This is a genomic window from Streptomyces sp. DT2A-34 (assembly GCF_030499515.1).
In the GTDB taxonomy this organism is placed as follows: domain Bacteria; phylum Actinomycetota; class Actinomycetes; order Streptomycetales; family Streptomycetaceae; genus Streptomyces.
On record NZ_JASTWJ010000001.1, the window covers coordinates 2,503,150 to 2,525,983 of the forward strand.

A 22,834-nucleotide genomic window follows, 5' to 3' on the forward strand; every position below is an offset into this window, starting at 1 on the left:
GGGACCAGGGCCGGGACCGGGACCGGTACCCGGCATGGGTCCGTTGGCGCTCATCAGATGTTGCTCCTGACGTACTGGGCCCACGCGGCCTCGAATTCGCTCTCGTTCATGCCAACTGCCGTCTGCAGCTGCTGATCGAGGTTGGTGGGCTTCCTGTAATGGTCTACGACAAACTCGAAGAGCGCTTCCTCGCCGCCCTTCTCCGCGATGAAGCGGATGGCCAGATAGCTGAGGGAGTAGTTCGCGCCCACGGAGCTGTTCTGCAGTTCGAAGTCCTGGCCGGGCAGTTGGCCATCGAACTCCTCGCCCGCGAGATCACTACGTACGCTCGCGTCGCCCATAGCCCGGTCGAACCGGTAGGAAACGTACTCTGCAAACCCCTCGACGACCCACGCCCGAATGCTCGTTTCCTCATCCTGGCCGTATGCGCCGGGATCCTGCGGCTGAACGAGGGCGTGCGCGATCTCATGCCGGGAGATGTCTCCGACGCCCCTCTGCCACCAGGACGAAGTGAATCGGCCCGTCGAGGTGTCCATCTTGATGCGGGCGCCACCGTATTCGAGGGCGTCCTCGCCGCCGCCGTAACTAGCGTTGAAGGCGGGCATGGGAACGCTCTGTCCTGCATCCCACCCCACGTCCTGACCGTTGTTGTTGTACAGCTTTGTGTACGTCTTACGGTCGGGCTCGAGTACGACGAGAAAACCCTCAGGGGTGTTGGGAACCGACGACGCATTCGATGCCCACAACTCGAGATCCTTCTTAGCGCTGTCCTCGACAATCGGCGCGAAACGGCTGGCGTCCGCAGCGTTCTTCTTGGCCGCGATCGTAATGGTGTGCGCCTGACGCTTGACGTACATGTCGTCGTAGAGATCCCAAGGGGCCGGATAGTAGACCGCGTTGGCCATGGCACTCGCGCCCGGCGATCCGCCCACCTCACTGATCTGCGGCTCAGCCGACTCGGACTGCTTCTCAACGGTCCACCGATACCACTCGGAGACCGGCCGAACATCAACGCCCTTGATCTGATGCACAAAGGCAACATCCAGCGCGAGCTTCACATCGGAACCCCACTCGTCCGAGCCGTCGCCCGTCTGCTGGAGCACCATGTACTTGCTCTCCGTGAAGGGAATCTTCCGCAGATTCTTGAAGATCGCGCGCTGCTTGTCCTTGGCCGCACCGACGAAGGGCTCCAGGAACTCGTCCTCGTCCCCGCTCTTCAGGGCGTTCGTACGGCCGTTGAGCAACGTCGCGATCTCGTCCGAGCTCAAGATCTGCTGTTTCTCATCGTCACCACCCTGGGCGCCGGGCAGCGAGCCCCCGCCGACAGCCTGGTACAGAGCCAGCCCGCCCACCGCGAAGACGGCTACCACAGCCAGGACCAGCAGACCGATGACGAGGCCCTTGAGCCCCTTGCCCCCGCCGGAGTTGCCAGGCGGCGGAGGTGGTGGCGGCGGTGGCTGATACCACCCTTGCTGCTGGACCGGTGCCCCGTACGGGCCGGCATTCCCCGGCCCTCCCGGCGGCGTCGAATAGGACATGACAACCTCTCACGCGGACATACTGATGAGGGGCACGATGCGGTCCGGCCGCACGCGGCAGAGGCCTGGGTGACTTACCCAGGCCTCAATGAGCGATGCGTACAGGCTCTTTGAGCGGCAGTCGCACTGCCCGTCTCATCCTCCCCTTAAGTCACACAACACCTTATGACCTTTGCTTACGCGGCCCTTACCTGCCGGCATGGGACTGCTGTGGAGAAACTGTGATCAAAAGTCGCATGAGCCGCGGCTCTGGGCCCAAGCCTTCCGCACCTGTTGCAGTCGGCTCGGACCGCCGGCGGCACCACGGCCTCGAATCTCCGGACGAGGCATACGACTTGGGCGGTCACCCGCTCCAAGCGGAGCTTCGTTGGCTACGAGACGGCGAGTAGATGTGGCCGCTCCGCCGGACCTGCCCTGCCCTCCCTTCTACGCCGCGCTCCCATAGAACGCGGGGCTGTCCGCCGCGATGGCGTCGGGCGCGGGCTGTTGTGTACGGGGAGCGCCCAGGGAGGTCGTCGGCATCCTGTCCGTCACAACCGGCGATAAGATCACCAGCCTTGTCGTAGCGAAGAGCAAGGCATGGAGGGGTCGGGCGTGCAGTGGGAAATGGTCATGGTGTGCGTGATGTTGCTCATCGTCGCCGCCATCGGGGTAGCTGAACTGAGACGCCGAACCAAGCCGGAACAACAACGTATCGCGGAAGCCGAACAACGTTTCTTCGCCGCGGCGGAACCCCCGGTCGAAGTTGGAGCGTCCGAGGCGAACCTGAAGAGCGAGCCGCTGGTACGCCTTGCCCTGCGGCATGGCTATGAGCTGGAGCGAACCGGGCGGCGTGGGGCAGGAGCAATGAAAGAGTCCACGTATCACTTCGTGCTGCGTGGTTCCGAGGCAAAGCCGGCCCCGTTTCTGCCCGAATCGCCGGAATACGAGTCGTATATGCGCTGGGAAGCGGCTCGAAAGCGAAAGCTGAGGCGATTCTACGTGGTGTTTTACGCCGGATTGATCGCCATTCTCGGGTTGCTCGGAGCGGCAGCGTCCGCGGTGCGCTGACCACTCCCCCTGCTCCTGCCCGGCACGGCCGACGCATCACGCGCGCGTCGCCAACACCGCTGGCGACGCCCACACATTGCTCGACCTCCCGGACATGGGGCCATGGGCAAGCCGACGTCTACCGGCCCGACGGAGCCGGCGCGGACACCGGACAGACCGCGACCGAATTCGGCCTCGGCGACCATGCGCAACGAATTCAGACAGGAACGGAAGCACCACATGGAGGGCCCACCCGCGGCACCCGACGTCGCGCAGGTGCTCAAGCACAACCGCACCCTGCTGTACCGACACATCGCCACGCGCCTCGCGCTCGCAGTGGCCCTCTTCTCCATGCCGTATGTGTCGCATCTGCTCGGGTACGACGCCGCCCTGCCCGCATTCGGTATCCCGGCCGCCCTGTTCGTGCTGATCTTCCTGATGCTCCGCCTGCGTCACGGCTCGCGGCTCAAGGTGTGCGAGAAGGTGCTCCGCACCTACCCCCTGGAGTACCGCACCCGGGTGTCCAAGAAGGGCTCCGAGTGGAAGTACCTCGGCGATGTGCACACGGTCCGACTGTCAGTGCGTGGACAGCACGGCGCCCCTTCTCTGCGTGCGGTCAACGCCTCGACCGTACGCCGCTGGCCGAAGGAGGCTGAGGAGGGCGGCGCCTGGTTCGCCGGTGACCCGGCCTTCGGCGGCGTCATGATCGTGCCGGGGAACAACAACATGCTCTTCGTGCAGCCCGCGGACTGGCAGAAGTACGAGCAGGAGCGCGCCGAAGCCGACCCGCAGCGCCGGGCCCTCGCAGAACAGGCCGGCATCTCCCGTCTGTTGGAGAGGGAGCCGAACATCGGGGTGATCGGATGAAGCGCGTGCTCGGCTGGGTGTGCGGCGTCCTCCTCGCCCTCGTCACCACCTTCTGGTGCGTCACCGCGACCGCCGACTTGGCGCTGTCCGCCAGCATCTACGGCACCCCGGGCACGTACAAGGTGGAGACCTGCTACGACACCAACTCCAACGGCAAGAACTCCGATTACGACTGCAACGGGGATTTCACACCGGTCGGCGGCACCCCTGACGACGCCGACTACGTGCACCTCGAGGACACCGGACGCGACTACCCGGACGGCACCGAGCTCGACGTGCGACAGGGCATCGAGCCGGAGACGATCCAACGGGTGGGGTTCTGGGGCGTCGTGGGCGAGCTCTGGCAGGTCGCGATCTGCGTGACCGTCCTCGCGGTCCTCGCGCACCAGGCCATCAAGCCGCGCGGAGAGGACCGACGCCGCGAGGCCCACGGCCGGGAGCCCTCGCGACGCCAGAAGGTGGTCGACCGAGTGGGCTACGCCGTCGTCGTCGCCATCCCCGTCGGCATCCTGAGCCTGATCGCCCAGGCCGCGGAGCCAGCCCCGTAGCGTCGGCGGATGTCGTGATCGGGGTGGTGGGTCTCGTCGTACGCGCGCCGTGCCTCGGCGATGACGACGCGGTGGGCAAGGGACCAGTCCGCGAGTGCCTTGACCAAGTGGGTCAAGCCAGCCCCGGTCTCGGTCAACGGTAGTCGACCTGGGCCGGGACCGTCGGGTACACCGTGCGCAGCACGAGGCCGGCGCGACCGAGCCTCCGCACAGTGAGCGTGAGCATGCGCTGGGAGATGCCGTCGATGGCGCGCTGAGGTTCCCGGAACCGGCGCGGCCCGCCCGCGAGTTCGACGATCACGAGCACCGACCACTTGTCCCCGACCCAGTAGGAGAGGCGATACGACGCCTAGACTTCGACGACCACACGAGCCTCGACCTCGCAGGTCTGTCGCCCCTGGTACTGATCTCCGCCGCCCATGCCGAGGACGACCAGGTCGTGGGGCGGCACGCGGCGGTCCTGGACGCCGCGGTCCGTGACGGCGTCCGCCAACGTCATCTACACGAGCCTCACCGGTGCTGGCGACCATCTCGGTTCCGCGCTCGCCCACCGTGCGACCGAACGCCTTCTACAGGCAAGCGGATTGCAGTGCACGATCCTGCGCAACGTCTTCTACGCCGAGCTTTTCGGCGGCCTCCTGATGTGGGCCGACGATGGTGTGGAGTCCGCGTTCGACGATGGCCCCCTCGCCGCGGTCGTACGTGAGGATCTCGCCGAGGCCGCTGCGATCGTCGCGGCCTCGGATCCCGCACGGCACAGCGGGCGCGTCTACGACCTCGTCGGCACGCCGATCACGGCCGGCCAGTGGCCGATCGCCTCGGCGTCCCGCCCCGCACGACAAGCCTGGGCGAGTACCGGCGCAGGCTCCTCCCCGAGACGCCAGGACTGCTGCCGTTCCAGCCGCCCATGCTCGCCTCGATCGCCACCGGCATCCGACACGGCTTTCTGGACCGCACCACCCCAGACCTCGCGGGCCTCCTTGCCCGCCCAGTTCGCGCCCCCTGGCTACGGCCGTTGCAGCCACTTCCGCCACGAGACCGAAAACGAGTGTTAATCGGCCAGCGATCCACGCTCGGCGGATGAACTGAGTCCTGCCGGCGATCGTCTCGGGAGGACTCAGGGGGACGCCGCGCGGGTGGAGCTGAAACGATCAGGCCGGAGTGACGAGTCAGCCGAAGTCCTTCGTGTCGGGCGTAGGGCGGGTACCGATGGTCTCGTCGTACGTGAGCATGGCAACCTGCATAGACTCTCGGATCATGTCGACGTCCTCCTCCCTCGGTGGTCCCGCCCCCACAGCCACGGTCATCCACTACGGTCGGCGAACCGCCCGGGAAGGGTTCGTGCTCGGTGGCATCTTCATGGCGATGGGTGCCTTCTTCGTGGCCCTGGCAGTGGTCATCACTGCTGGCCTAAACGGCAACGAGCCTCAGCCAGTGGGACTCATTGCACTGCTCTTCGCAACCATCGGCTACTCGGGCTTCAAGATCTTCCGTTCTGCCCTCTCGCACTATCACCTGGCCGTGAGTATCGACGACACGGGGATGTGGCTGCGAACCCGCACTCGGCAGAGCGTCATCCGCTGGGACACCCTCGCCGGAGTTGCCGTGTACTGGAGCGAGACCGACAAACGGGGTGGCAGGCGGTACTCGATCGAGTTGTGCCCGAGTGGCCCGATCGACCGTGACGACCCAGTCCTGTGGATCCTGGTCCGCGACGAGGAACCCATCCGCCCTGGCCTTCCGCGCTTGCGCTATAGCTTCGTCACCAACGGCTCATCGGCGAGGTACCGGGAGCCCTTGGTTGAGGCGATCCGGCAACATGTCCCGCACCTTTGGCTCGGCGAGATGCAACGCGAGCCGGGCCACTGCGGCGTCCCCAACTACGAGGGACACCGGGAGCGAACCACTGACACGGTGCGCTGAGACTGCGGACCTTGGTTGCGCTTCCTGGTCGTCGTCCGGGTTGCCGACTGAGACGTCGGACGAAACCGGATGAACAACGCGCCCCTGGCAGGGGAATCAGACAGGGTGCACATATGTAGCGCTGGACAGTTCGATGGCGTGCTTGATCGTCTGCACATCGCTGTTCAGCGTGCCGAACTGAGCTGCAACTTGGGTTCCCGAGCGTCGCGCCATCTTCCGCAGAGTGAGCTGCCCAGCTCTCCCTCGCAGGGCCGTTCACCCTGGCTGACCACCCGTAATCCTCCCCGACAGAGATCGCATCTCACACTAGGCGGGTCATACAGGGTTAACGCGAACTATCGGACAGCCCCCAGATGCCCGATGCAGTGACTTGGTGCTCGTCGATCGAACGGCCACCAGGCCCTTCGTGCTGGAACTGAGAGCAGAGCGTAAAGCTTTGTGAAGATGCGCAGCAGGCACCACCGACGTTCAGAGCCGCAGCCGCCGCCTGGCAAAATCGACCATTCCGCTTAGCGTTCGCGTGGCGCAAGATGCAGAGCCGCCGGGTCGGCTGCGTGTCGCGCGGCAACACCCAGAAGGAGGACCTTGTGTCGGACGGGTTCTACATCGGCCACTCCGCGCTCGAAAGGTTGAGCGGCGCTTTCAAGAAGGAGGCCGACGGACTCGGCGAAGAGTTGGCCAAGTTCAAGCCGAAGACGGATGCCGAGGCCATCCACGACGGGTTCGGCTTTCTGACGGAGTCGGAGGAAGTGACCACCGCGTATATCGAGTTGGCCGACCACATGACCACGGCGATCCAGGGGTTGCAGGACCACCTCTATGACATGGCCGACAACCTATCCGACAACTCCCGCAACACTGGAGCCGCCGAGCATGCCTTGGAGGATCTGTTCAAGGTGGAGCACCCGTGAGTGACGAGTCGGCCGCGGAGACCATTTACGAAGCCGGACTTGAGCTCTGGAACCCCGGTGGCGAGCCGGATGTTCTGGAGGACGCGGCCAAGGCGTGGGGCGCGATGGGGGACGCCCTCGACAAGTTCGTCGTCCGCATGGACAAGTGTCGTCCGTGACGTTTACGGCGACGAATGGCGGGGGCCGGCCGCCGACGCCTTCGTCAAGCACTGGGAAGAGGTCAAGAAGTCCGTCGAGGACGCTCAACCGACCTTCGACGAGGCGAAGAAGGGCCTGAACGAGGCAGCGGCAAAGATCAAAGAGATCAACGACGAGATCCATGCGATCTACAAGGAGATCGGGGTCACGATCGGTGTCGCCATCGCCACCTCCTTCATCACCCTCGGTTTCTCCGCGGCCGCCGGCGCCGCGAACGCGGCCCGACTCGCCGGGCAGGCGGCGGCCGCCGCCGCGAGGCTCGGCAGGATTTTGGCCACGATCGCCCGTTGGTTCGAGAGGCTGCGGACGTTTGAACGCTCGGGCAAGTACGCGCGGCTCGGTGCCTTCGCGGTCCGCCACGGCAGTACGTTCGCCGGCCGGACCGCGATCGAATTCGGCAACGGAGTGGCCACCAGCCTGATCAGCGGCAAGGGCCCCGAGTGGGAGAACAACCTGGTCGGAGGGGTGGCTGGCGCAGGCATGGGAAAGCTTGCCGATGCCGCGCTAGGCGGGAGGCTCGGGGGAGGAATCGGCGAGTCGATAGGGACAGGCGCTGTTGGTGGAGCGACGGGCAGCCTGGTCGGGGATGCCGCCAACGCCTACGGTCCGTGGGCGGACCAGGACGACGAGTTCGACTGGTCGCAGTCGCTGATCGGGGCCGGAGCCGGAGCAGCCGGCGGCGGCATCGGAGGCGGAATGACGCATAGTTCCGGGGACGGGCAAGCGAACGGCACCGGAGAGGGCGCGTCCGGTGGTGCAGTCGACGGGAATGGCACAGCAGACGGTGCTTCCGGCGGAGCCGCTGACGCGAGCGGAACGAACAGCGCCGCTGGGGCCAGTGAGGGCAGCGGCGACCAGGCAACGCCCGACACGGGAGCCGATGCCGAAGGGCTGACACAAGAGCAGCGAAACGCGATGCGCGACGAGGCCACGAACAGCCGAGTGGGCACGGAGATAGGCGCGGCCGGAAATCGGCTCAAGGAGGCCGACAGCCTGGAGGACGACGTGGCCGAGGGGCAGCAGGAGACAGCCCAAAAGCTCCGCGATCACGCAAAGAACACGAGTCTGGTGGACGACTTCGGATGAACGCTTCAGACGGAACGGGAAACGCAACGAGAGCAGGTGCCATGAACGACGGCGGGATTCGCACGCTCGGCCCGGCCATTCTCCTGGGCAGGATGGTCGCCTGGCTGGCATGCCTCCTGGTGACGGTGCTCCTCGGATGCTGGCTCTTCCTGGAGAAGTCCACCCTCCGTGACGCGCTGGTGCTGGGCTGCGCGGTCGTACTCGCTGTCTTCGCCCTCTCGGCATGGGCGTTGCGACGCTTGTCGGGCAACCCGGACCCCGCGTCGGTCTATCGCGCCCTGGCCGACCGCACATCGGCCGCAGGAGAGAGCGGAACCAGGACGCTCCCCGCGAGGTTGCGAGGCGCCTCCGCTTGGGTGGGTTGTGAAGTCTTGCCGACGTACGGCGCGATCATGGCGCTGATCCTGCCGCTCGCCCTTGGGGTAGGTACTCCCACGCCCACGGGCAAGGCGGCGGAGATCGCCTCTTCGGGCGCCGTTGTGCGGGCGTTGCCGATCGAGTCGGTACGGGATGTCGTCGAGGACAAGCACAAGAACGGCAGCACGTACTTCTGCACAGTGACAGTAACTCTGCCTCCGGCGGACGGAGCCGTGAGCGAGACGCGCGCCGAGTTCCGATCGGAGTGGCCAGACCCCGCGGTGGTTGGCGGGAAGGTCTATGTCGCCTACGCCCCCGACCGACTTGAACTGGGAGCCGTAGGCGACAACGACAGGAGCGAAGTCGACCGTGAACTCTCCGGTCGCGCCATGGGCAACTGGTGGACCTGGATCCTGGCTCTCGCGTGGCTGGCCCTCATGGGGATGGTCTCCGTCACCTATCCCATGATCCTCCGGGACCAGCGATTTCCGCGGCGGCTGCGCGGTGACGAGCGTGTGCTGAGGGCAAGCATTTCCGGGTACGACGGTTATGGGGAGGGGAAGACACGCATCTCCCTGGACACGTCCACCGGCCCCGTACAGCTGCATGTCCATGTTGACAACGCCAGGTACGTGGACACGGTGGGGCACGCCGAAGGCCACCTGGTCTGGGTGCCGGGCAGCAACCAGCACGGAGGCCGGAAGGGGCCGCATCGTACAGGCGCGGTCTTCATCAGCGATGCCGGCTGGTTCATCCCGGGCGGGCTCGCCCCGGAGTATGAGGAGTCCGCAGGTGCGGGGGCCGATCACCAGACTTCTGTCGACGCTGCAGGCGAGAGTCGCCTGCTCGATCTCGAAAGCGGCTGGATCCTCAGCATCCCGAACCGGCTGATGAACGTCCTCCTGCTCTGGTCGCTCTGCGTCGTAGTGCTCGCGCTTCCCGCCCCCTCGGGGGCTTGGCGCCTGGTCGTCGGAATCGCCGGCACGGTTGGTCTTCTGGCTTATGGCCTGTTCGTAGTCGGGAGCCAGGACCCGGCGGCGCAGAGGCAGTCGGGCAACAGCCAGGGTGCGGTGGGGTCTGCTCCGTGACGTTGGCCATCGGCTCGGCTTGAGATGTTGCCCGTCAGCCGAGCCGGTGCGTCCGGCCCGGAACCGTTTCCCTCGCCGAACCCAAGCCCGACCCCGCCGACGCCGTGGGCTTCCGACCTGGACCTCGGCATCACCTTGTCGTTCCTGGGCAGGCGGGCCCACCACTGCTAGGCAGCGTCTGAGGTCATCCGCCAGACGCGTGGCGTGGCCGAGGAGGCGGGCACTGGCTCGGCTGGCTGGCGTTTCGTTGGCAGTCTCGACGAACTCCAGGGCCGCTGGGAGGCGCTGAACAAGCACGTCGTCGTCCAGCGGCTCGACCGGGCGGCCAACTTCCGCCTCAGTGCGGACGCCTACGACGCGAACGAGACGCGCACCGCCTCCCAGTTCTCCTGAGGATCACCGACCACCCACAGGGATAGGACATGCCCGGCGTCATCACCGGCTACCGAGCCGTGGTCGACCCGGCAGCCCTCGGTCTGAACATTCACGCGGTCATCCGGCTGCGCACCACGCACGCCCAGCTCTCACGCGCCCTGGACTTCGCCTCCCGGACCCCCGAGATCGCCTCCACCTTCGGAGTCACCGGGGAAGACTGCCTCATCTTCGACGTCTACTACCCGCAGGCAGGACGACTCGAAGAAGTTGTCGACGCACTTGTCCGTTACGGCCCTGTCACCACATCACTCGTGCTCCGCGCCTACCCTCAGAAGCCGCTGACCGACACCACGTCAACAACGTCATGACCCGCAACAGCAGCCGGTCCCGCTTCTCGGGGTGCGTCAGCAGGAATGATCCACTGCTGGACACGGAAACGAGCCCAAAAAGCAAGATCGCCCGCGACCCAGATACCGTTCTCCACTCCCTGGCCATGGAATGGTTGAGGAGCGCGACTAGGATGATCGGCATGGCTGGTCAGGGGATGCCGATGTGGGACGGAACTACGCGGCGCGATGTACTGCCCGCCGCTGACCTGGCCGTCCGCGACCGGCTCGCGGATGCCGCGCGGGATGGGAACTGGTACGTCGTGCTGCAGCGCCTGCACGCTCAGCCCGCCCTGGCCAACAGCCCCCGTCCCGGCGGCGCCAGCGGCTACGCCGCCCTGCACCAGGCCGCCTGGCACGGGGTATCCCCGGACACGATCCGCTTGCTGAAGGGCTACGGCGCCTGGTCCAGTCTGCGCGCGAGCGATGGATCCCGCCCCGTCGACATCGCGACCCAGCGCGGCCACCGTCACCTGGCGGATCTCCTGCAGCCGCAGGTTCACCACCCCCTGCCGCCGCAGGTCCTGGCTGGCCTCCAGCAGCAGCTGCACCGCCTCCTGCACTACCGGGCAGACGGCGGCACCGGCCAGGATCCCGTCGGCCGCCTCGGCCTGCGCCTGCCGCAGCCGGAGGTCCTCACGGAACTGGCCGAGCCGGTGTTGTGGTTTCCGATCCCCGGCGCCGGCGGCTTCACCGTCCGGCTGGAGGGGAACGAGCTGTCGGTCGCCAGCGCACCCGGAACCGGCGGCGCCTCCGAGGAGCGCGTCGACCGCGTCACGGCGAATGTCACCAGCCTTGCCGAGGGGCGGTCCCTGTAGCCGTGCTGCTCGGCTCGGTTACACGCCTGTGACAGCCTCGCGGAGGGTGATCCGCGTCTCGGGTCGGCCACCTGGGTTGATGATCAGCAACAGGCTGCGAGGCAGCGTGGCGGACAGCTCGGCGCCGGTCGCTCGCGCCCACAGCTGCTCACCTGCCGGCAGGTGGCCCTCGCTGGTGTACACCCGCAGGACCGGATGCCAAACCACATCACCCTCGAGGGCGTAGCCGCCATCCTCGCCCACGGGGACGATGAGTTCGGCTGCGCGGAAGTGCGCGCCGAAGTCCGCGTCACTCTCGCGCCCCATGTACCGGCGTTGGATGCTGCCCTCGAACTCGTTGACTTCCGCACGCCACCCCAGGCCGACCAGCGTGGGCTGGTACTCCCGGTTCGCGATGAAGTCGCTCAGGGTGCCGTCCGGCTCGATGACCCAGCCGCCGAACACGTGCTGGAGGGGGACCTGTTCCGCATACAGGTCGGGGAAGGAGCGGTCCACCACCGTCCACCACCGCTGCGCCTTCGGATTGCGCGCATAGGCAGCCATCTTCCGGATCTCGTCCGTGGTCGGCACGACGAATCCCTGCTGGCTCGCGGAGTACTCCGCCTCGTGCGGCGCAGCCGCATACGAACGCAGCTCCCGTCCGCCGACATCCGGACGCGACACCCCGTTCTCGATGTATTCGGTGAGCTCTGGAAGCGTGGACGACTGCAGTGGTACGGGGAGCAGCCTTCCCGGCAAGGGCCATCCGCCAATATCTTGGGACTGCTGGATTTCGACAATAAATTGCGCTGGGGTCAGTCCGCGCTCCTTGGCCTTCCTGCCCAGCATTATCCAATACATTCCACTGTTGAAGGAATCCTCACCCTGCTCTTCATTGTTCAGCACGGTGAAGGCGCCGTCAGTGTCCCTGATTGCCAAGGCGCCGATGATGCCCACGGGGTTAGCCAGGGGAATGAAGTCGACGGCACCCTGTGAGAGGCTTGCATACGCATCCGGTGCAGAGATGCAGCTGACGACAAGGTCCTTGGAAAGTGGCCCGCCACCCTCGGTCTTGTCGTCGGCGTTCACTACACGATCCTTCCGTGAATCTGCCACTGGCCACCTTCCTTATAGACGTCCGTGACCTCGAACTTGGTGCCACGGGGAAGGAGCATCTCCCTCTCGGTCGGGTGCTCGGTGATTATCCCACGGCCCTCGATGGTGCTTCCATTCCGGTCCATCCAGATGGCGGGGCGCCCCTCCGGGAGCTCTAGGTGCAGCTTCGCGGGCTTGTCCTTGAATGCTGCCTCTCCGAGCGATGTGGACATGAAGCCCTCATCGCCGAGTTCGAGCCCGCGTAGTTCCCTCGCATCGGCAACATTGAACTCTTTCAGCCAGTGATCGATCCCGGTTCCTCGTCGCAGTATCAGTGGCTCCTGCGTCTTCGGCACATTATCAAACATCTTGTCAATGTTATCGATGTGTTCAGCGGTCAGCGGGTTTTGTGGCGCGTCCGGATTGCGAAGGTGGCCGTTGATCAGGTCACACCCGTGGCTCGTCGAATAGTGCTTGAGGGAATCGAACTGTTCTTGTGGGAGCTCTTCGATGAAGCTCCTCGAGTGTTCGCCACCGTACGCGTAGGTCTCCTCTTCCCTGTGGAGGAAGTCCTTGGCGTTACTGAAGGGAGCGTTACCGGGCTCGGCGTGCTGTGATGCCGATGTGTTGGAACTGGACGCCACGTCATCGGGCGCGTGCGGCTCGTTGACGTGGAGGTCGTCGATCTCCTTGCCGATGGCGTCCAGGTCGTGGCCAACGGCCTCGTCGACCTGCGGGGGCTTCGGTGCGAAGTCGTTGAAAGCCTTGTTGGCATTGTCACTCTGGTACGGGCCGCTCTGCGGTGCCGGCTCTGCTTCCGGAGTCGGTGTGTTCTTCTGAGTGGGCGGGGCTGTCCACTCCACGGGTCCGCTCTCCGGGGCGGTGTGGTCAGTGGTCGCCTGCGGAGGCACGGTGTTTTCGTGGCTGGCGGCCGTGGGGGAATCCGGGTGGTTGACCTGGATGCCGTCGATCTCACGGCCGATGCCGTCGAGAGCACTGGTGGCTGGCTCGGCTGCGTGCTGGAACTGCTGGGCTCCGCCGTGCGATACGCCCTGGGCAGCATCCGGAGCAGCGGCGCCAATGCTGGCCTCAATGCTGGTCAGGTTGTTGTCGATACCGCCGCCGAACTCCTCGAAGATCTTGGCGGCGCCGGCTGACATGTCCTTGGCCGCGTCGGTGGCAGCGGTGGTGCCGGCATGGGCGGCGGCGTTTCCGGCTTCCTTGGCTGTGGCTGAGCCGGCGGCCTTGGCGGCGTCGTGGGCCAGGGCGTTCTCGGCGGCGTGGGCGGCGGTCGAGGCTCCGGCCTTGGCGGCGCCGCCGACGGGGATGAAGTTGGTGGCAAAGGTTCCCAGGGCCTGGTTGCGGTCGGTGGACCAGCCTTCGCCGACGACGCCTTTGACCAGTTCGGTGGGGTGGTTGGCGCTGTGGAGCAGCCCGGTGCTCACGGCGGCGAGGTTCGCGACGTACTGGCCGGGGTGGCTGATGTTGTAGGGGTCCGTGGGGCTGACGGTCCGGCACAGCCGGACCATCGAGGCGCCGGCTTTGACCACGCCGCCGAGGCGGTGCTCGGCTCCGACGACGGTGTTCTTCAGTGTGTTGGAGGCAGAGCGCTTCAGGAGTTCGGTGCCCTGGGGTGCGGGCGGGGCCTGCGAGTAGGCGCGGGCAAGGGCCGAGGCCAGGGTTTCGGCGTCGGCGTCGCGCTTGTGGCGGGCGTTCTTGAGGAGGTGTTCGGCGTCGGCGCGCTCCTCAGCGCCGGGATCCTGGAAGTCGCCGGGTTTCTGGGGCAGTTGGTCGGTGCTGCCACGTGCGGCCGTCCAGGAGGTCTCCTGCTGCCACAGGGCGTTGTTATAGGCCTCGACCTGGGCGTCGTAGCGCTCGCGGGCGGCGTCGGTGCGGGCCTGTGCGGCCTTGTACTTCGCGACGGCTTCCTTGGCCTGGCCGCGGGCCCACTCCACGGTGTGGGCGTAGGAGGTCATGGCGGAGGCGGCGTCCTCGAAGGCGTCGGCGGCCTTGAGCCAGCGCTTGGGGTGGGTGGAGACCTTCTCGCGGAAGCGGTCGGCGGCCGCGCCGCGCCAGTCGTCGGCGTCCATCTTGCGCAGGGCCTGGCCGGTGCGCTCGAAAGCGGCGGAGAACTTCTTCAGGTGGACGGCGGCCTCCCGAATGCGGGAGGCGTCTCCGTGCAGGAGCTGGGCCGGATCGTCGCTCTCGCCGAGCTCCAGTTCGCTGGTGCTGGCGCTGAGGTGCTCGGTCAGCCAGGAGCTGGCGCCTTCGGTCTTGTCGGCCAACTTGTGCGCGCCGACGGCGTCCAGGCCCTCAGCCGCGCCATGGGCGAGGAACTGCGCGCCATCGGCGATGCCGTCGCGCAGGCCTTGGGTAGCGTTGCCCAGTTCATCAAAGCCGGGCAGGCCGCTCAACGGGACGCCCCGTCCTGGCCGGGCGAGGCTGCCTCCTTGATCGCGTCGATCCCCAGTCCGGTCTGGCCGGAGCTGGTCACGTCGTCCCATTCGGCGGAGAGTGACTTACGGGCCTGGGAGAAGCCCTTATTGAAGTCGTCGCCCGAGTAGTGGAAGGAGCCGTTCTCCTTGACGGCGGCGGTCAAGTCCTGGGTGGACATTTTCTGCGCCTGCTCAGAGGTAATCGTCGGAGGCGCGACGAAGGCAGCGGCAACGTCCTTGAGCGCGCCCTTTCCGTACTCCTCGGCCTCGTGGTAGTAGCCGGCGTTCAAATCGAGAGCCTCGGCGATCTGATTGCCCTCGTCCAGCAGGGTCTGTACCTCCCAGGACCAGCGGCTCGCGAAGTCCTTGAGTGCCTGGGCGGGGCGGGCCGCGCCCACGGCGTTGGGCGGCAGCGCGAGATCCTCGAAACCCTGACCGGTGGTGGCCTCGGTCGCGTCGGTGACCTCCTTGAGCTCATCCATGGCCGCGTTCAGGTTCTTCGACAACTGCTGAAGCAGCTGCGGGTCGACGTCGTAGCCGCCGCTCATGCCGCAGCACCTCCCACGCCGGTGCCGGTGGCGGCATCGAGGTCGAGAGCGGCGTGATCGGGAACGATGCCGGGCAGCGGCGGCAGGAAAGCGCGCTGGCTGGAGGTGACGTCCAGGGCGAGGCCGTAAGGCAGGTGGTCGCGCTCCATCAGCGCGGGAATGAGGTCTTCCAGTAGCTCCGCACCGGTCAAACGCATGCACGGGGCGCGCTGCGCAAGCTCGATCGGCAGGTCACCGGGGCGGGCGGCAGCCCACTTGCGCTGGACGAAGTCGCGCAATTCGCGGGCGGTGGTGAAGGCGAACAGCCACAGGGCGCCCTCCAGCTCGCATGTCCACAGCCGGCCGTGATCCAGCAGCGCCACCAACAGCTCGGCGCTGCGTACCGCCGCGATGAGTTCGTCCGGATCCCCCGTGCCGCGGGCCATGGCGGCCATATGGGCGCGCAGCGCGGCTATGTCCGCCGGCTCGCCGTCGTGCTGACTGCTCGGCGGGATCCCGCCCCCGTTGTGCATCTGCGCGCGCTTCCCTGCTCGCATCGTTCCGGCTGCATGAGGCCGCATCCCAGTCACAGGACACGACCGCGCGTCAGTTTAGGCACAACACATGAGGCGTTTGCGACTGCCCATGAGCAATATTGACAAGACTTACCCTTGATGTGCGCGAGTCTCCACGGGTAGGAGTGGCCAGTCCCTTGAACTCGTAACACGATCAGGACCGGTGCTACTCCAGTCGTCGCCAGCAAATGAGGCCGCAAGACAACGAGGCGAAGACGTCATGGAGTTCGGTTCGGCGTTCCCAGCGGACAGCGAGGCGTTTGAACTGGTGTCCACGATCTGGCGGGTCAGGCTGGCCTGTTCTTCCGTTTGCGGGACGGACGGAATCGGCGTTGGGTCACCGTCCCAGGGGCGGCCGGTGGTGGCGGCTTCGGCGTTGATGGACTCGGTGCGCGGTGTCGTGAGGAGACCAGCGATGCTCTGCGCCTCCTTATGGGCGTCCTTGAACTCCTGGTGGGCAGCGTGTACGTCGTTGTCGGCCTTGGCCGCTGTCAGGACTGGCTGGGAACCGGCCCGCCTGCCGGAAGGGGCGGGCGACCTGGGCGCCGTACGCCGTGTGCAGCCCCTTGAACTTGGTGACGGTCTCCTCCCAGCAATCAGCAGCCGCTTCGAGGTTGCTGAGGTCGAGGTGGTGATGCAGCTCGTACGTGGGCAACTTGCCGGACGCACGACTCATTTCCGCCATGGACTGTTGGCGATGACCGCTTGTGTATATGCGACCCGGTAGTCCAGGCCCTGCGGGACGAGGTGGTACTGAGGGTCACTCAATCCGCGCCAGTCCAGCACGACCGCATCACCACGCCGACGCCAACGTGTGCGTCGAGGCGGGTCGATGCTCACGTCGCTGTCACCTTCGAACCATGAGTACACAGCCATGGCGAGCCCCAACGGGAACCAGATGGGGGCGAGGACCACATAGAACGTCCACGCGTACCAGGTACCCGACTTGCCCACGAGTGGTTGGCTGGTGCCGCCAGTCTCCACAGTCCACCGCAGCCGCCTCGGCCAAGGCAGGAAACGTGCCCTACTCCTGCCGATCCGGGCAAGCAGTACCCCATCTGACGAATACACCTCGTAGGCGTCTACCCCAACCCGCCTCACCGCGCAGAGGTTTGCACGCTCAGCGACCCCATGGATCGAGAAGAGAACACCAGTCCCTTCGAGGGTGGGCCAATGGACCTCCGCCAACAAGTGACCGGCACCACCTGCTCCTGCTCCGCCGAGGAGAATCTCGGTCCTCGTCGCCTCATACATGCCGGCCCTGTCTCGACGCCTTCCCGGCGAAGGGACCCTGAAGGCAAACGGTGTATGCGGCGGAGGGAGCGGCTTGCGGGTCCAGAGACAGGCCACTGAGTGTTGCCAGAAGGAGTCATCCGAAAGCTTCCTTAATGTCGTCCAGGTGTCCACTCACAAGGGGAAGCTTCAGTCGCAGCGGCCACTGCCCGCAGTGTCGTGGAAGTCCCGGCCCGGTCACCGAAGAATATGAGCCCGTACTTCGCCCCCTCCGTGGCGAGCATGTCCTCGTGGATCTCGGCGCAGATCAGGCGCCGCACTATCTGCGGGGAGGGACGCGAACACACCAGGTGGCCAGCCAAGGGCTGCCAGCGCGATAGATTCCAGGCAGGGACGGTGGTCCAACCGACTGGAGCCGGAGCGCCGGGCTGGAACACCGGGCGCCACATCCATTGGGCTCGTTGGCGCGCTTGGGGGGAGTCGTAGCGGGTGACGATCACGTGGTACGGGGCGGCGCGGCGGCCGCTGTGCTCGATGTGCGAGTACTCGTAGCCGTACAACCGAGCCAGCCAGACACACAGGTCCGGCGTCCCCAAACGAGGACACGTCAGCTCAACGACAGAGCGGCCGTCAAGCTGGGCCGCCATGCTGGTGAGATCCATTGCACGTCCCTGTGATGTTCCCCGGAGTGCAGGAGGTACTGATCACCGCACATCTCGGGCTTGGTCCGCCGAGCAGTTGAGACTGAAGCGAGGAGCAAGGCGTCAGCGCCCCCAATCCTGTCTCGGAACAGACTCGAAACGCAGTTCCTTGCTCTGTGCGTACTGGATAGTTGCGCCGGGCTCAGACACCAACCGGTTCTGTCGGTGATGCGGGCTGCTGCGCCGATTCTTCATCCGGCATGAAACGGAGGCTGCGGAGTACGTCCACGACGACCTCGGAGTACTCCACCCAGTGGTCTGTACTCGGCGTACTGAAGGTCAGGACGAGCATCTCCTGCGCACCCGGGACCGCTTGCTGAGGCACGGGTATGAAGGCCTGGAGCTGTGCGACGTCGATCGGGATGTCCTCACCGTTCTCGGTCAATTCCGCCGGTATACGCAGTGAGGGACTCTGTTCGATCACGATGACGGCCTTTCCACACGGTAGGTCCCGAGTGGATACCAAGGCGCGCCGGCCATGCTTGCCGAGCATGATCTCGTGGATTCCGACGGCGGCGGCATCGGAGTCGGCATAGCTGAGTGGCTGCAGCCCGATGATCAATGTGCCGGCCGATGGCTCGTTGTTGATCTTTCCCAGGCAGGTTGCCGCGTAGAAGACGCCTGCGGAGGCCAGGGATTCCGAAGTCCTTCGATAGTCCACCACCAGCTGATCGACGTACCCGGCCTCCAAGTCAACCGGATGCTGACCAATCCGTGCCAGCGCTTCAGCCCTGGCCTCCTCGGCGGACAACCCTGGCGTGATCGGCCGGAAGAACGGCGGTACCTGCATACTGACGTTCACTGTGCTCCTCCTGACCGACCCGGCGGCGCTACGTAGCCCGAGCTCTTGTGCTGTACGAACCTTCGGCGTCGCCGGAGCAGCGCCACACGCCCCCCAATTGCCACGCCCAGTGCCAACAGCACCAGCACCACAGCGATCGCCAACGGTACGAAGAAGCTGTCACCTGCCTGATACCGATCACGCGCGGCGAAACCACAAACGCCCGCCATCACAACGAGCATGCCCGCCAGCGCCACGATGGCCTCGGGATTGACCGTCCGGCGCACATCCTTCGCGATCGCCGCCAACTCAGCAGCATGCGGTTGTCCATACCCAGGCATGGGGTGGGGTGGTGGCCCGTACGGCAGTCGCCGCATCACCAGCTTGCGAGCGGCGCTGCCCGTGCCACTCAGGCAGTAGAGGTCGTATCCGTACTGCCGGCCGTACCAGACAATCTGCTCGATGGTCATACCCGTACCGCTCCAACGGACGCGCACTTCATCTCTGCCGTCAAAGGCGGTCATCACGTTGTCCTGGCGCTGCAGGTGCAGCTGCCGTGTCCCCACGTGATCACGGAAGTTGGAAATGAGGAAATAGACGACGAGCAACGCGCCAGCCAACGCGGCAAGCACAAACCAGATGAAATCCATCGGGCTGTCTCCTCACTGTCCCGCGCGTTGTTCGGCAGCTGCGACATCCTTCTCCGAGCCCTTTTCCCAAGCATCCTCGAATGCCATACCGAGGCCAACCACCGGGCCGAGTCCTGGCACCAGCATCGAGCCGCCGAGCACTCCCGCTTCAGTTGCGCTGTCCGGGACGAAGTAGCCAAGGGCTGTGCTGTCCTTGAGGTAGTCCTGCCCCGTCATGGCGATCGATGTCCAGCCCGCCCCATGTTCTGCAGACTTGAGTCCCCTGTAGATCGCGACGGGAGCTTCAACGATATCGTCGGCTTTGGACGCAACCTTCCCAATCCCAAATGAGGCGAGTCCCAACGCGTCTTCGGTGAGAGTCCGGTCGCTTACATCAGCGCCCGCGGCTTTGGCAGTGAGGTGTAGTCCGAGGCCGACGCCCGCCGTGACCCCGGAGACAATGCCCAATGGAACACCCACGACGCCACCGATGCCGGTGGCATCAAGAGCAAGTCCGACGACGCCTGTCACGGTACTGATCGTTGAGAAGACGTCACCGACCGCGGAGATGGCATTTGCGTGGTCCTTGACCCAGTCCCAGGCTTCGTTGGCGAGTTGGGCGTGAGCCTCGACGAGGGATTCGAGACCGTCGAAGAGACGGTCCCAGAAGCCGGGTTCGTCGGGGGCCTGTTCGCATGCCTTCTTGATGAGTTCGGCAGCGGAGTCTGCGATCTCGTCGTGGCGAGCCAGGAGCTGCTTCGCGTCGGCGATGATCGCGTCGAGGTCCCGACGTGCGGCGTTGAGCTCCGCGATCGCGTTGTCCAGGCGGCGCTGGGCCTGGTCGGCTTCCTCCTGGGAGGGAAACTGCTGACCGGCAAGGTTGAGGTCGGGATTGCTTTCGGCGGTCCGTATTCGTCCGCGTACGGATGCAGCCTGGTCTTCGTAGGCAATGGCCTGCTGTTTCATATGGGCGAGCCGGTCTTGCCAATCCAGTAGTGCGCCGGCCGCACGCTGGAAACTGGCTGTCGCGTCGTCCAGGAGCTTCGGCAGTTCCTTGACCTTGGCGGTGAAGGCATCGGCTGCGATGCCGGTCCATCCGCCCGTGCCCTTGATGATGCCGGTGAGAATGTCGTCCGCGGCCTTGAGTTTGCTGTACGTCCCGTTGATGTCCTGGGCGAGCGTGGAAACGGCGGCGGGAGAACCAGGGGCGGGGTCAAAGCCGAGCGACGGGTAGCCCTCGACAGTGGTCGTGGCAGGGGTAGCCAAGATCTTCTCCTAAACGGGCTACTGCGGTCGGCGACTATGCTATGAAGACCGGTGCGGGAAACGTCAGCCAAGGTGCCTTCGTCGGCTGTCAGCCAAAGTCGGCGGCCAAGCTGTAATTCTGCCCACCCGCTTCCGTGCTCGTGCTGCCCGATGCGGCAGATCCGCCACCGGTTTCTCCGCCGCCCCCGGCAAAGAACTCTCCGATCCGGCGATCGGTCTCCGCGTAGTTCTCCGCGGTCTTTCGCACTCCGCCCTGGATCGCGTCAGTGAGCTTCGAGAGCTGCTGAATTCCGTACTTCCACGCATCGCGGAACTCGCCACAGCGTTCCTCAAGGTCGGCATGACCGATTTCACGAACGGACGCCTGCTCCATCTTGTAACCGGCAGACTTCATCTCAGAGGCACAGTCCTCCAAATGTCCAGCGAGCCGGCTGAGCTGCTGGACGTCCACGCGAAACGTCCCAGGAAGTGACTCGGGCATTATCCGCCGTCCTCGGTTGCTTGAGTTGGAAACTACCGCTCGTACGGGTTGATTTGGTGGGGGGCCTGCCCCGGAGGGGCGGGGTACTGCTGCTGAGCGGGTGAATGGATCGGCTGCTGGGGCGGGTAGCCCATGTTCTGGGGGTAGGTTCCAGGGCCGTAGTTACGGCGGCTGCGTAGTACAGCGAAGACGACGACGGCGCCGATTACGGCTCCAAGGCCGATCACGCCAACCACAAGGACGACGAGGCCCATTGAGGAGGATCCCTTCTCGTTCTCGGCTTCTAGGTCACTGCAGAATCTGGGCAATGACGATACAGAGCAGCAGGGTCGTAGCATGAGTCCCGGCTCCCCACCTTTTCAAGGCTCGATTGTCATCGTGGTACCCACGCAGCATGACCAAGAGAGCCACATGCGTGCCGATCAAATTGAGCGCTGTCAGCCACCAGAGCGTGCCAGACATGATCGACATAACGAAGAGCAGCCAAGGAACAAGGATTCCCAGCCCGAGCAAGATGGTGGTGAAGTGGCTCGCTGTGCGCGCCGTCATCTCATCGGCAGGGGATTAGGAATTCAGGTCCGGTAGTTCCGAGCTCACGGGCTCTCCGAGGGGAGTTACCCCTACTGTCCTTGGTGCGGGGGCTGTTGGGCGTAGGGGTGGGGGTGCTGCGGGGACTGTCCCGGAGGCGTGGGGTAGCCCTGGTTGGGAGCCGCGTGGGGGTGCTGCTGATAGCCCGTGGGAGGCTGGGGCGGGTAGCCCGTGCTGGCGGGGGGCATTCCTCCACCGGAACCGCCGTTGCGGCGGCTGCGGATTACCGCGATGGCGATGCCGATGACGACCACGGCGGCTGCGATGCCGGCGATGAGGAGGAAGCTGCCCGAGGAGGACTTCTTCTTTTTCTTGGCCAGGCTTGTGCCGTCGTTGTCGTCGGGGGCGGCGCCGGAATTTGTGGACGTGGACGGGGAGGAGTGCGCGAGGGGGCCCTGCTTGGAGCCCTTGGGGATGTCCATCGTCAAGGCAGTACCGGGGCGGGCGATCCCGTAGCCGAGTTCCCTGTCCGGGGCCGTCCTGCCCTTGTTGTTCAGGAAGGACGCCGACTTGATCAGGCGGTTGATGATCTGGCCTGCGGTTAGGTCGGGGTACTTGGAGCGGAGGAGCGCAACGATGGCTGAGACGTAAGCGCTGGAGCCAGAGGTTCCGTCTGCCACCGAATAACCACTACCTGTGGTCGGGTCAGCCTGGGCCACCTCCACTCCGGGGGCTGCGACAATCACGTTCCCGGTGTTTGACTTAGACCAAGGGTTGAGGTCCTTGTCCACAGCAGCGGCAGCCACCACGCCTGGGAGAGCGGCCGGATAATTGACCGTCCCTGCGTCGTTGCCCGTACTCGCTACAACCACGACGTCGTGCGCTTGCGCATATTCAATTGCCTTGGCAGCTTTCGAGCCAGGGTAGGCGGAAGAATCATCGAGAGACAGGTTGATTACTTCCGCACCCTGCTCAACCGCAAAGCGGACTCCAGCGACCCAACCCGCCGTATCAATCTTGCCATCAGTCTCATCCACCCCCCGCGTCACGCTCACCCGCACCGGGAGAATCTTCGCTTTGGGCGCAAGACCCATCACGCCCGCAGAAGCATTTATCCCATGCCCGTGTCCAGCGATGAGACTAGCCATTGCAGTGCCATGTCCAACATTGTCTTCATGAGGGTTTCCAGCTCCGGTGAAGTCCTTACCAGGCAGAACTTGTCCGGTGAGATCCGGATGACTGGAATCTACGCCTGAGTCAATTACAGCAACCGTGACGCCCGCGCCTTGCGAGGTTTTCCAGACCTTTTCTGCGCCATACACCGTCAGCGGCCACTGAGCCTCTCGGACTTGATCCGCCGACGCCATTGGGGCCGAAGTGAGGAGCAAGGCTCCTGTCAACGTCACGACTCCTGTCGTGGACCAGAATCGCTTGACACCCAATTCCTTGCTCCTCACTCAACTAAGACTGGTTTCACCAG

General features: G+C 65.3%; 22 protein-coding genes and 1 pseudogene. 11 read left to right on the plus strand and 12 right to left on the minus strand.

Features of this window, described 5'->3' with window-relative positions; genetic code table 11:
- Window positions 1–53: 53 nt before the first annotated feature.
- On the minus strand, window positions 54–1,538 hold the full coding sequence (locus QQM39_RS10800; RefSeq protein ID WP_301996480.1) for a hypothetical protein: 1,485 nt from the start codon (window positions 1,536–1,538) through the stop codon (window positions 54–56).
- Window positions 1,539–2,132: 594 nt separating this feature from the next.
- Between QQM39_RS10800 and QQM39_RS10805 the strand changes: the two genes are divergently transcribed.
- From QQM39_RS10805 to QQM39_RS10815, 3 genes are all read left to right on the plus strand, one after another.
- The gene (locus QQM39_RS10805; RefSeq protein WP_301996481.1) at window positions 2,133–2,588 is read left to right on the plus strand and encodes a hypothetical protein; all 456 of its coding nucleotides are present in this window, start codon (window positions 2,133–2,135) and stop codon (window positions 2,586–2,588) included.
- Window positions 2,589–2,807: 219 nt separating this feature from the next.
- Window positions 2,808–3,434: a hypothetical protein gene (locus QQM39_RS10810; RefSeq protein ID WP_301996482.1), complete on the plus strand. Its 627-nt coding sequence runs from the start codon at window positions 2,808–2,810 to the stop codon at window positions 3,432–3,434.
- On the plus strand, window positions 3,431–3,982 hold the full coding sequence (locus QQM39_RS10815; protein ID WP_301996483.1) for a hypothetical protein: 552 nt from the start codon (window positions 3,431–3,433) through the stop codon (window positions 3,980–3,982). The genes QQM39_RS10810 and QQM39_RS10815 overlap by 4 nt, the downstream gene beginning before the upstream one ends.
- A 5-nt stretch (window positions 3,983–3,987) precedes the next feature.
- Here QQM39_RS10815 and QQM39_RS10820 read toward each other — a convergent pair.
- Window positions 3,988–4,307: pseudogene (locus QQM39_RS10820) on the minus strand (winged helix-turn-helix transcriptional regulator); the annotation flags it as partial.
- 24 nt (window positions 4,308–4,331) lie between these two features.
- Window positions 4,332–4,481 carry a hypothetical protein gene (locus QQM39_RS10825; RefSeq protein ID WP_301996484.1) on the minus strand — a complete coding sequence of 50 codons (150 nt, stop codon included), beginning with the start codon at window positions 4,479–4,481 and terminating at the stop codon, window positions 4,332–4,334.
- Here QQM39_RS10825 and QQM39_RS10830 point away from each other — a divergent pair.
- From QQM39_RS10830 to QQM39_RS10865, 8 genes are all read left to right on the plus strand, one after another.
- On the plus strand, window positions 4,459–5,037 hold the full coding sequence (locus QQM39_RS10830; protein ID WP_301996485.1) for a hypothetical protein: 579 nt from the start codon (window positions 4,459–4,461) through the stop codon (window positions 5,035–5,037). The genes QQM39_RS10825 and QQM39_RS10830 overlap by 23 nt on opposite strands.
- Before the next feature lie 202 nt (window positions 5,038–5,239).
- Window positions 5,240–5,905 carry a hypothetical protein gene (locus tag QQM39_RS10835; protein WP_301996486.1) on the plus strand — a complete coding sequence of 222 codons (666 nt, stop codon included), beginning with the start codon at window positions 5,240–5,242 and terminating at the stop codon, window positions 5,903–5,905.
- A gap of 530 nt (window positions 5,906–6,435) precedes the next feature.
- Window positions 6,436–6,816: a hypothetical protein gene (locus QQM39_RS10840; RefSeq protein WP_301996487.1), complete on the plus strand. Its 381-nt coding sequence runs from the start codon at window positions 6,436–6,438 to the stop codon at window positions 6,814–6,816.
- A gap of 39 nt (window positions 6,817–6,855) precedes the next feature.
- Entirely contained in the window at window positions 6,856–8,100 is a 1,245-nt protein-coding gene (locus tag QQM39_RS10845; protein WP_301996488.1) for a hypothetical protein, read from the plus strand.
- A 41-nt stretch (window positions 8,101–8,141) separates the two neighbouring features.
- Complete coding sequence (locus tag QQM39_RS10850; RefSeq protein WP_301996489.1) at window positions 8,142–9,545, plus strand: hypothetical protein; 1,404 nt, start codon at window positions 8,142–8,144, stop codon at window positions 9,543–9,545.
- A 204-nt stretch (window positions 9,546–9,749) separates the two neighbouring features.
- Entirely contained in the window at window positions 9,750–9,938 is a 189-nt protein-coding gene (locus tag QQM39_RS10855) for a hypothetical protein (protein ID WP_301996490.1), read from the plus strand.
- Between the two features lie 29 nt (window positions 9,939–9,967).
- On the plus strand, window positions 9,968–10,288 hold the full coding sequence (locus QQM39_RS10860; protein ID WP_301996491.1) for an Lrp/AsnC family transcriptional regulator: 321 nt from the start codon (window positions 9,968–9,970) through the stop codon (window positions 10,286–10,288).
- 161 nt (window positions 10,289–10,449) lie between these two features.
- Window positions 10,450–11,124, plus strand: a complete 675-nt coding sequence (locus tag QQM39_RS10865; RefSeq protein ID WP_301996492.1) for an ankyrin repeat domain-containing protein — start codon at window positions 10,450–10,452, stop codon at window positions 11,122–11,124.
- Between the two features lie 18 nt (window positions 11,125–11,142).
- On the opposite strand, the gene QQM39_RS10870 is transcribed toward QQM39_RS10865, so the two are convergent.
- The 9 genes from QQM39_RS10870 to QQM39_RS10910 all read right to left on the minus strand — a co-directional run bounded on the left by QQM39_RS10870 (window position 11,143) and on the right by QQM39_RS10910 (window position 22,721).
- Complete coding sequence (locus QQM39_RS10870; RefSeq protein ID WP_301996493.1) at window positions 11,143–12,192, minus strand: hypothetical protein; 1,050 nt, start codon at window positions 12,190–12,192, stop codon at window positions 11,143–11,145.
- Window positions 12,192–14,612 carry a putative T7SS-secreted protein gene (locus QQM39_RS10875; RefSeq protein ID WP_301996494.1) on the minus strand — a complete coding sequence of 807 codons (2,421 nt, stop codon included), beginning with the start codon at window positions 14,610–14,612 and terminating at the stop codon, window positions 12,192–12,194. The genes QQM39_RS10870 and QQM39_RS10875 overlap by 1 nt, the downstream gene beginning before the upstream one ends.
- Window positions 14,609–15,181, minus strand: a complete 573-nt coding sequence (locus tag QQM39_RS10880) for a hypothetical protein (RefSeq protein WP_301996495.1) — start codon at window positions 15,179–15,181, stop codon at window positions 14,609–14,611. Before QQM39_RS10880 ends, QQM39_RS10875 begins: the two co-directional genes overlap by 4 nt.
- A complete protein-coding gene (locus QQM39_RS10885; protein ID WP_301996496.1) occupies window positions 15,178–15,717 on the minus strand; it encodes a hypothetical protein in 540 nt (179 codons plus the stop codon). The genes QQM39_RS10880 and QQM39_RS10885 overlap by 4 nt, the downstream gene beginning before the upstream one ends.
- Window positions 15,718–17,811: 2,094 nt before the next feature.
- Window positions 17,812–18,471, minus strand: a complete 660-nt coding sequence (locus QQM39_RS10890; protein WP_301996497.1) for a hypothetical protein — start codon at window positions 18,469–18,471, stop codon at window positions 17,812–17,814.
- Window positions 18,468–19,100 carry a hypothetical protein gene (locus QQM39_RS10895; protein WP_301996498.1) on the minus strand — a complete coding sequence of 211 codons (633 nt, stop codon included), beginning with the start codon at window positions 19,098–19,100 and terminating at the stop codon, window positions 18,468–18,470. The genes QQM39_RS10890 and QQM39_RS10895 overlap by 4 nt, the downstream gene beginning before the upstream one ends.
- A 12-nt stretch (window positions 19,101–19,112) precedes the next feature.
- Window positions 19,113–20,345 carry a putative T7SS-secreted protein gene (locus QQM39_RS10900; protein WP_301996499.1) on the minus strand — a complete coding sequence of 411 codons (1,233 nt, stop codon included), beginning with the start codon at window positions 20,343–20,345 and terminating at the stop codon, window positions 19,113–19,115.
- An 88-nt stretch (window positions 20,346–20,433) separates the two neighbouring features.
- The gene (locus QQM39_RS10905; RefSeq protein WP_301996500.1) at window positions 20,434–20,796 is read right to left on the minus strand and encodes a hypothetical protein; all 363 of its coding nucleotides are present in this window, start codon (window positions 20,794–20,796) and stop codon (window positions 20,434–20,436) included.
- A gap of 650 nt (window positions 20,797–21,446) precedes the next feature.
- Window positions 21,447–22,721: a S8 family serine peptidase gene (locus QQM39_RS10910; protein WP_302003543.1), complete on the minus strand. Its 1,275-nt coding sequence runs from the start codon at window positions 22,719–22,721 to the stop codon at window positions 21,447–21,449.
- Between the last annotated feature and the right edge of the window lie 113 nt (window positions 22,722–22,834).

Coding starts and splice junctions, on each gene's coding strand:
- QQM39_RS10850 (WP_301996489.1), top strand. CDS start 8,142: ATGAACGACGGCGGGATTCGCACGCTCGGCCCGGCCATTCTCCTGGGC.
- QQM39_RS10910 (WP_302003543.1), bottom strand. CDS start 22,721: ATGGCGTCGGCGGATCAAGTCCGAGAGGCTCAGTGGCCGCTGACGGTG.
- QQM39_RS10825 (WP_301996484.1), bottom strand. CDS start 4,481: ATGACGTTGGCGGACGCCGTCACGGACCGCGGCGTCCAGGACCGCCGC.
- QQM39_RS10835 (WP_301996486.1), top strand. CDS start 5,240: ATGTCGACGTCCTCCTCCCTCGGTGGTCCCGCCCCCACAGCCACGGTC.
- QQM39_RS10840 (WP_301996487.1), top strand. CDS start 6,436: ATGCAGAGCCGCCGGGTCGGCTGCGTGTCGCGCGGCAACACCCAGAAG.
- QQM39_RS10860 (WP_301996491.1), top strand. CDS start 9,968: ATGCCCGGCGTCATCACCGGCTACCGAGCCGTGGTCGACCCGGCAGCC.
- QQM39_RS10895 (WP_301996498.1), bottom strand. CDS start 19,100: ATGGATTTCATCTGGTTTGTGCTTGCCGCGTTGGCTGGCGCGTTGCTC.
- QQM39_RS10885 (WP_301996496.1), bottom strand. CDS start 15,717: ATGCGAGCAGGGAAGCGCGCGCAGATGCACAACGGGGGCGGGATCCCG.
- QQM39_RS10800 (WP_301996480.1), bottom strand. CDS start 1,538: ATGTCCTATTCGACGCCGCCGGGAGGGCCGGGGAATGCCGGCCCGTAC.
- QQM39_RS10810 (WP_301996482.1), top strand. CDS start 2,808: ATGGAGGGCCCACCCGCGGCACCCGACGTCGCGCAGGTGCTCAAGCAC.
- QQM39_RS10880 (WP_301996495.1), bottom strand. CDS start 15,181: ATGAGCGGCGGCTACGACGTCGACCCGCAGCTGCTTCAGCAGTTGTCG.
- QQM39_RS10865 (WP_301996492.1), top strand. CDS start 10,450: ATGGCTGGTCAGGGGATGCCGATGTGGGACGGAACTACGCGGCGCGAT.
- QQM39_RS10815 (WP_301996483.1), top strand. CDS start 3,431: ATGAAGCGCGTGCTCGGCTGGGTGTGCGGCGTCCTCCTCGCCCTCGTC.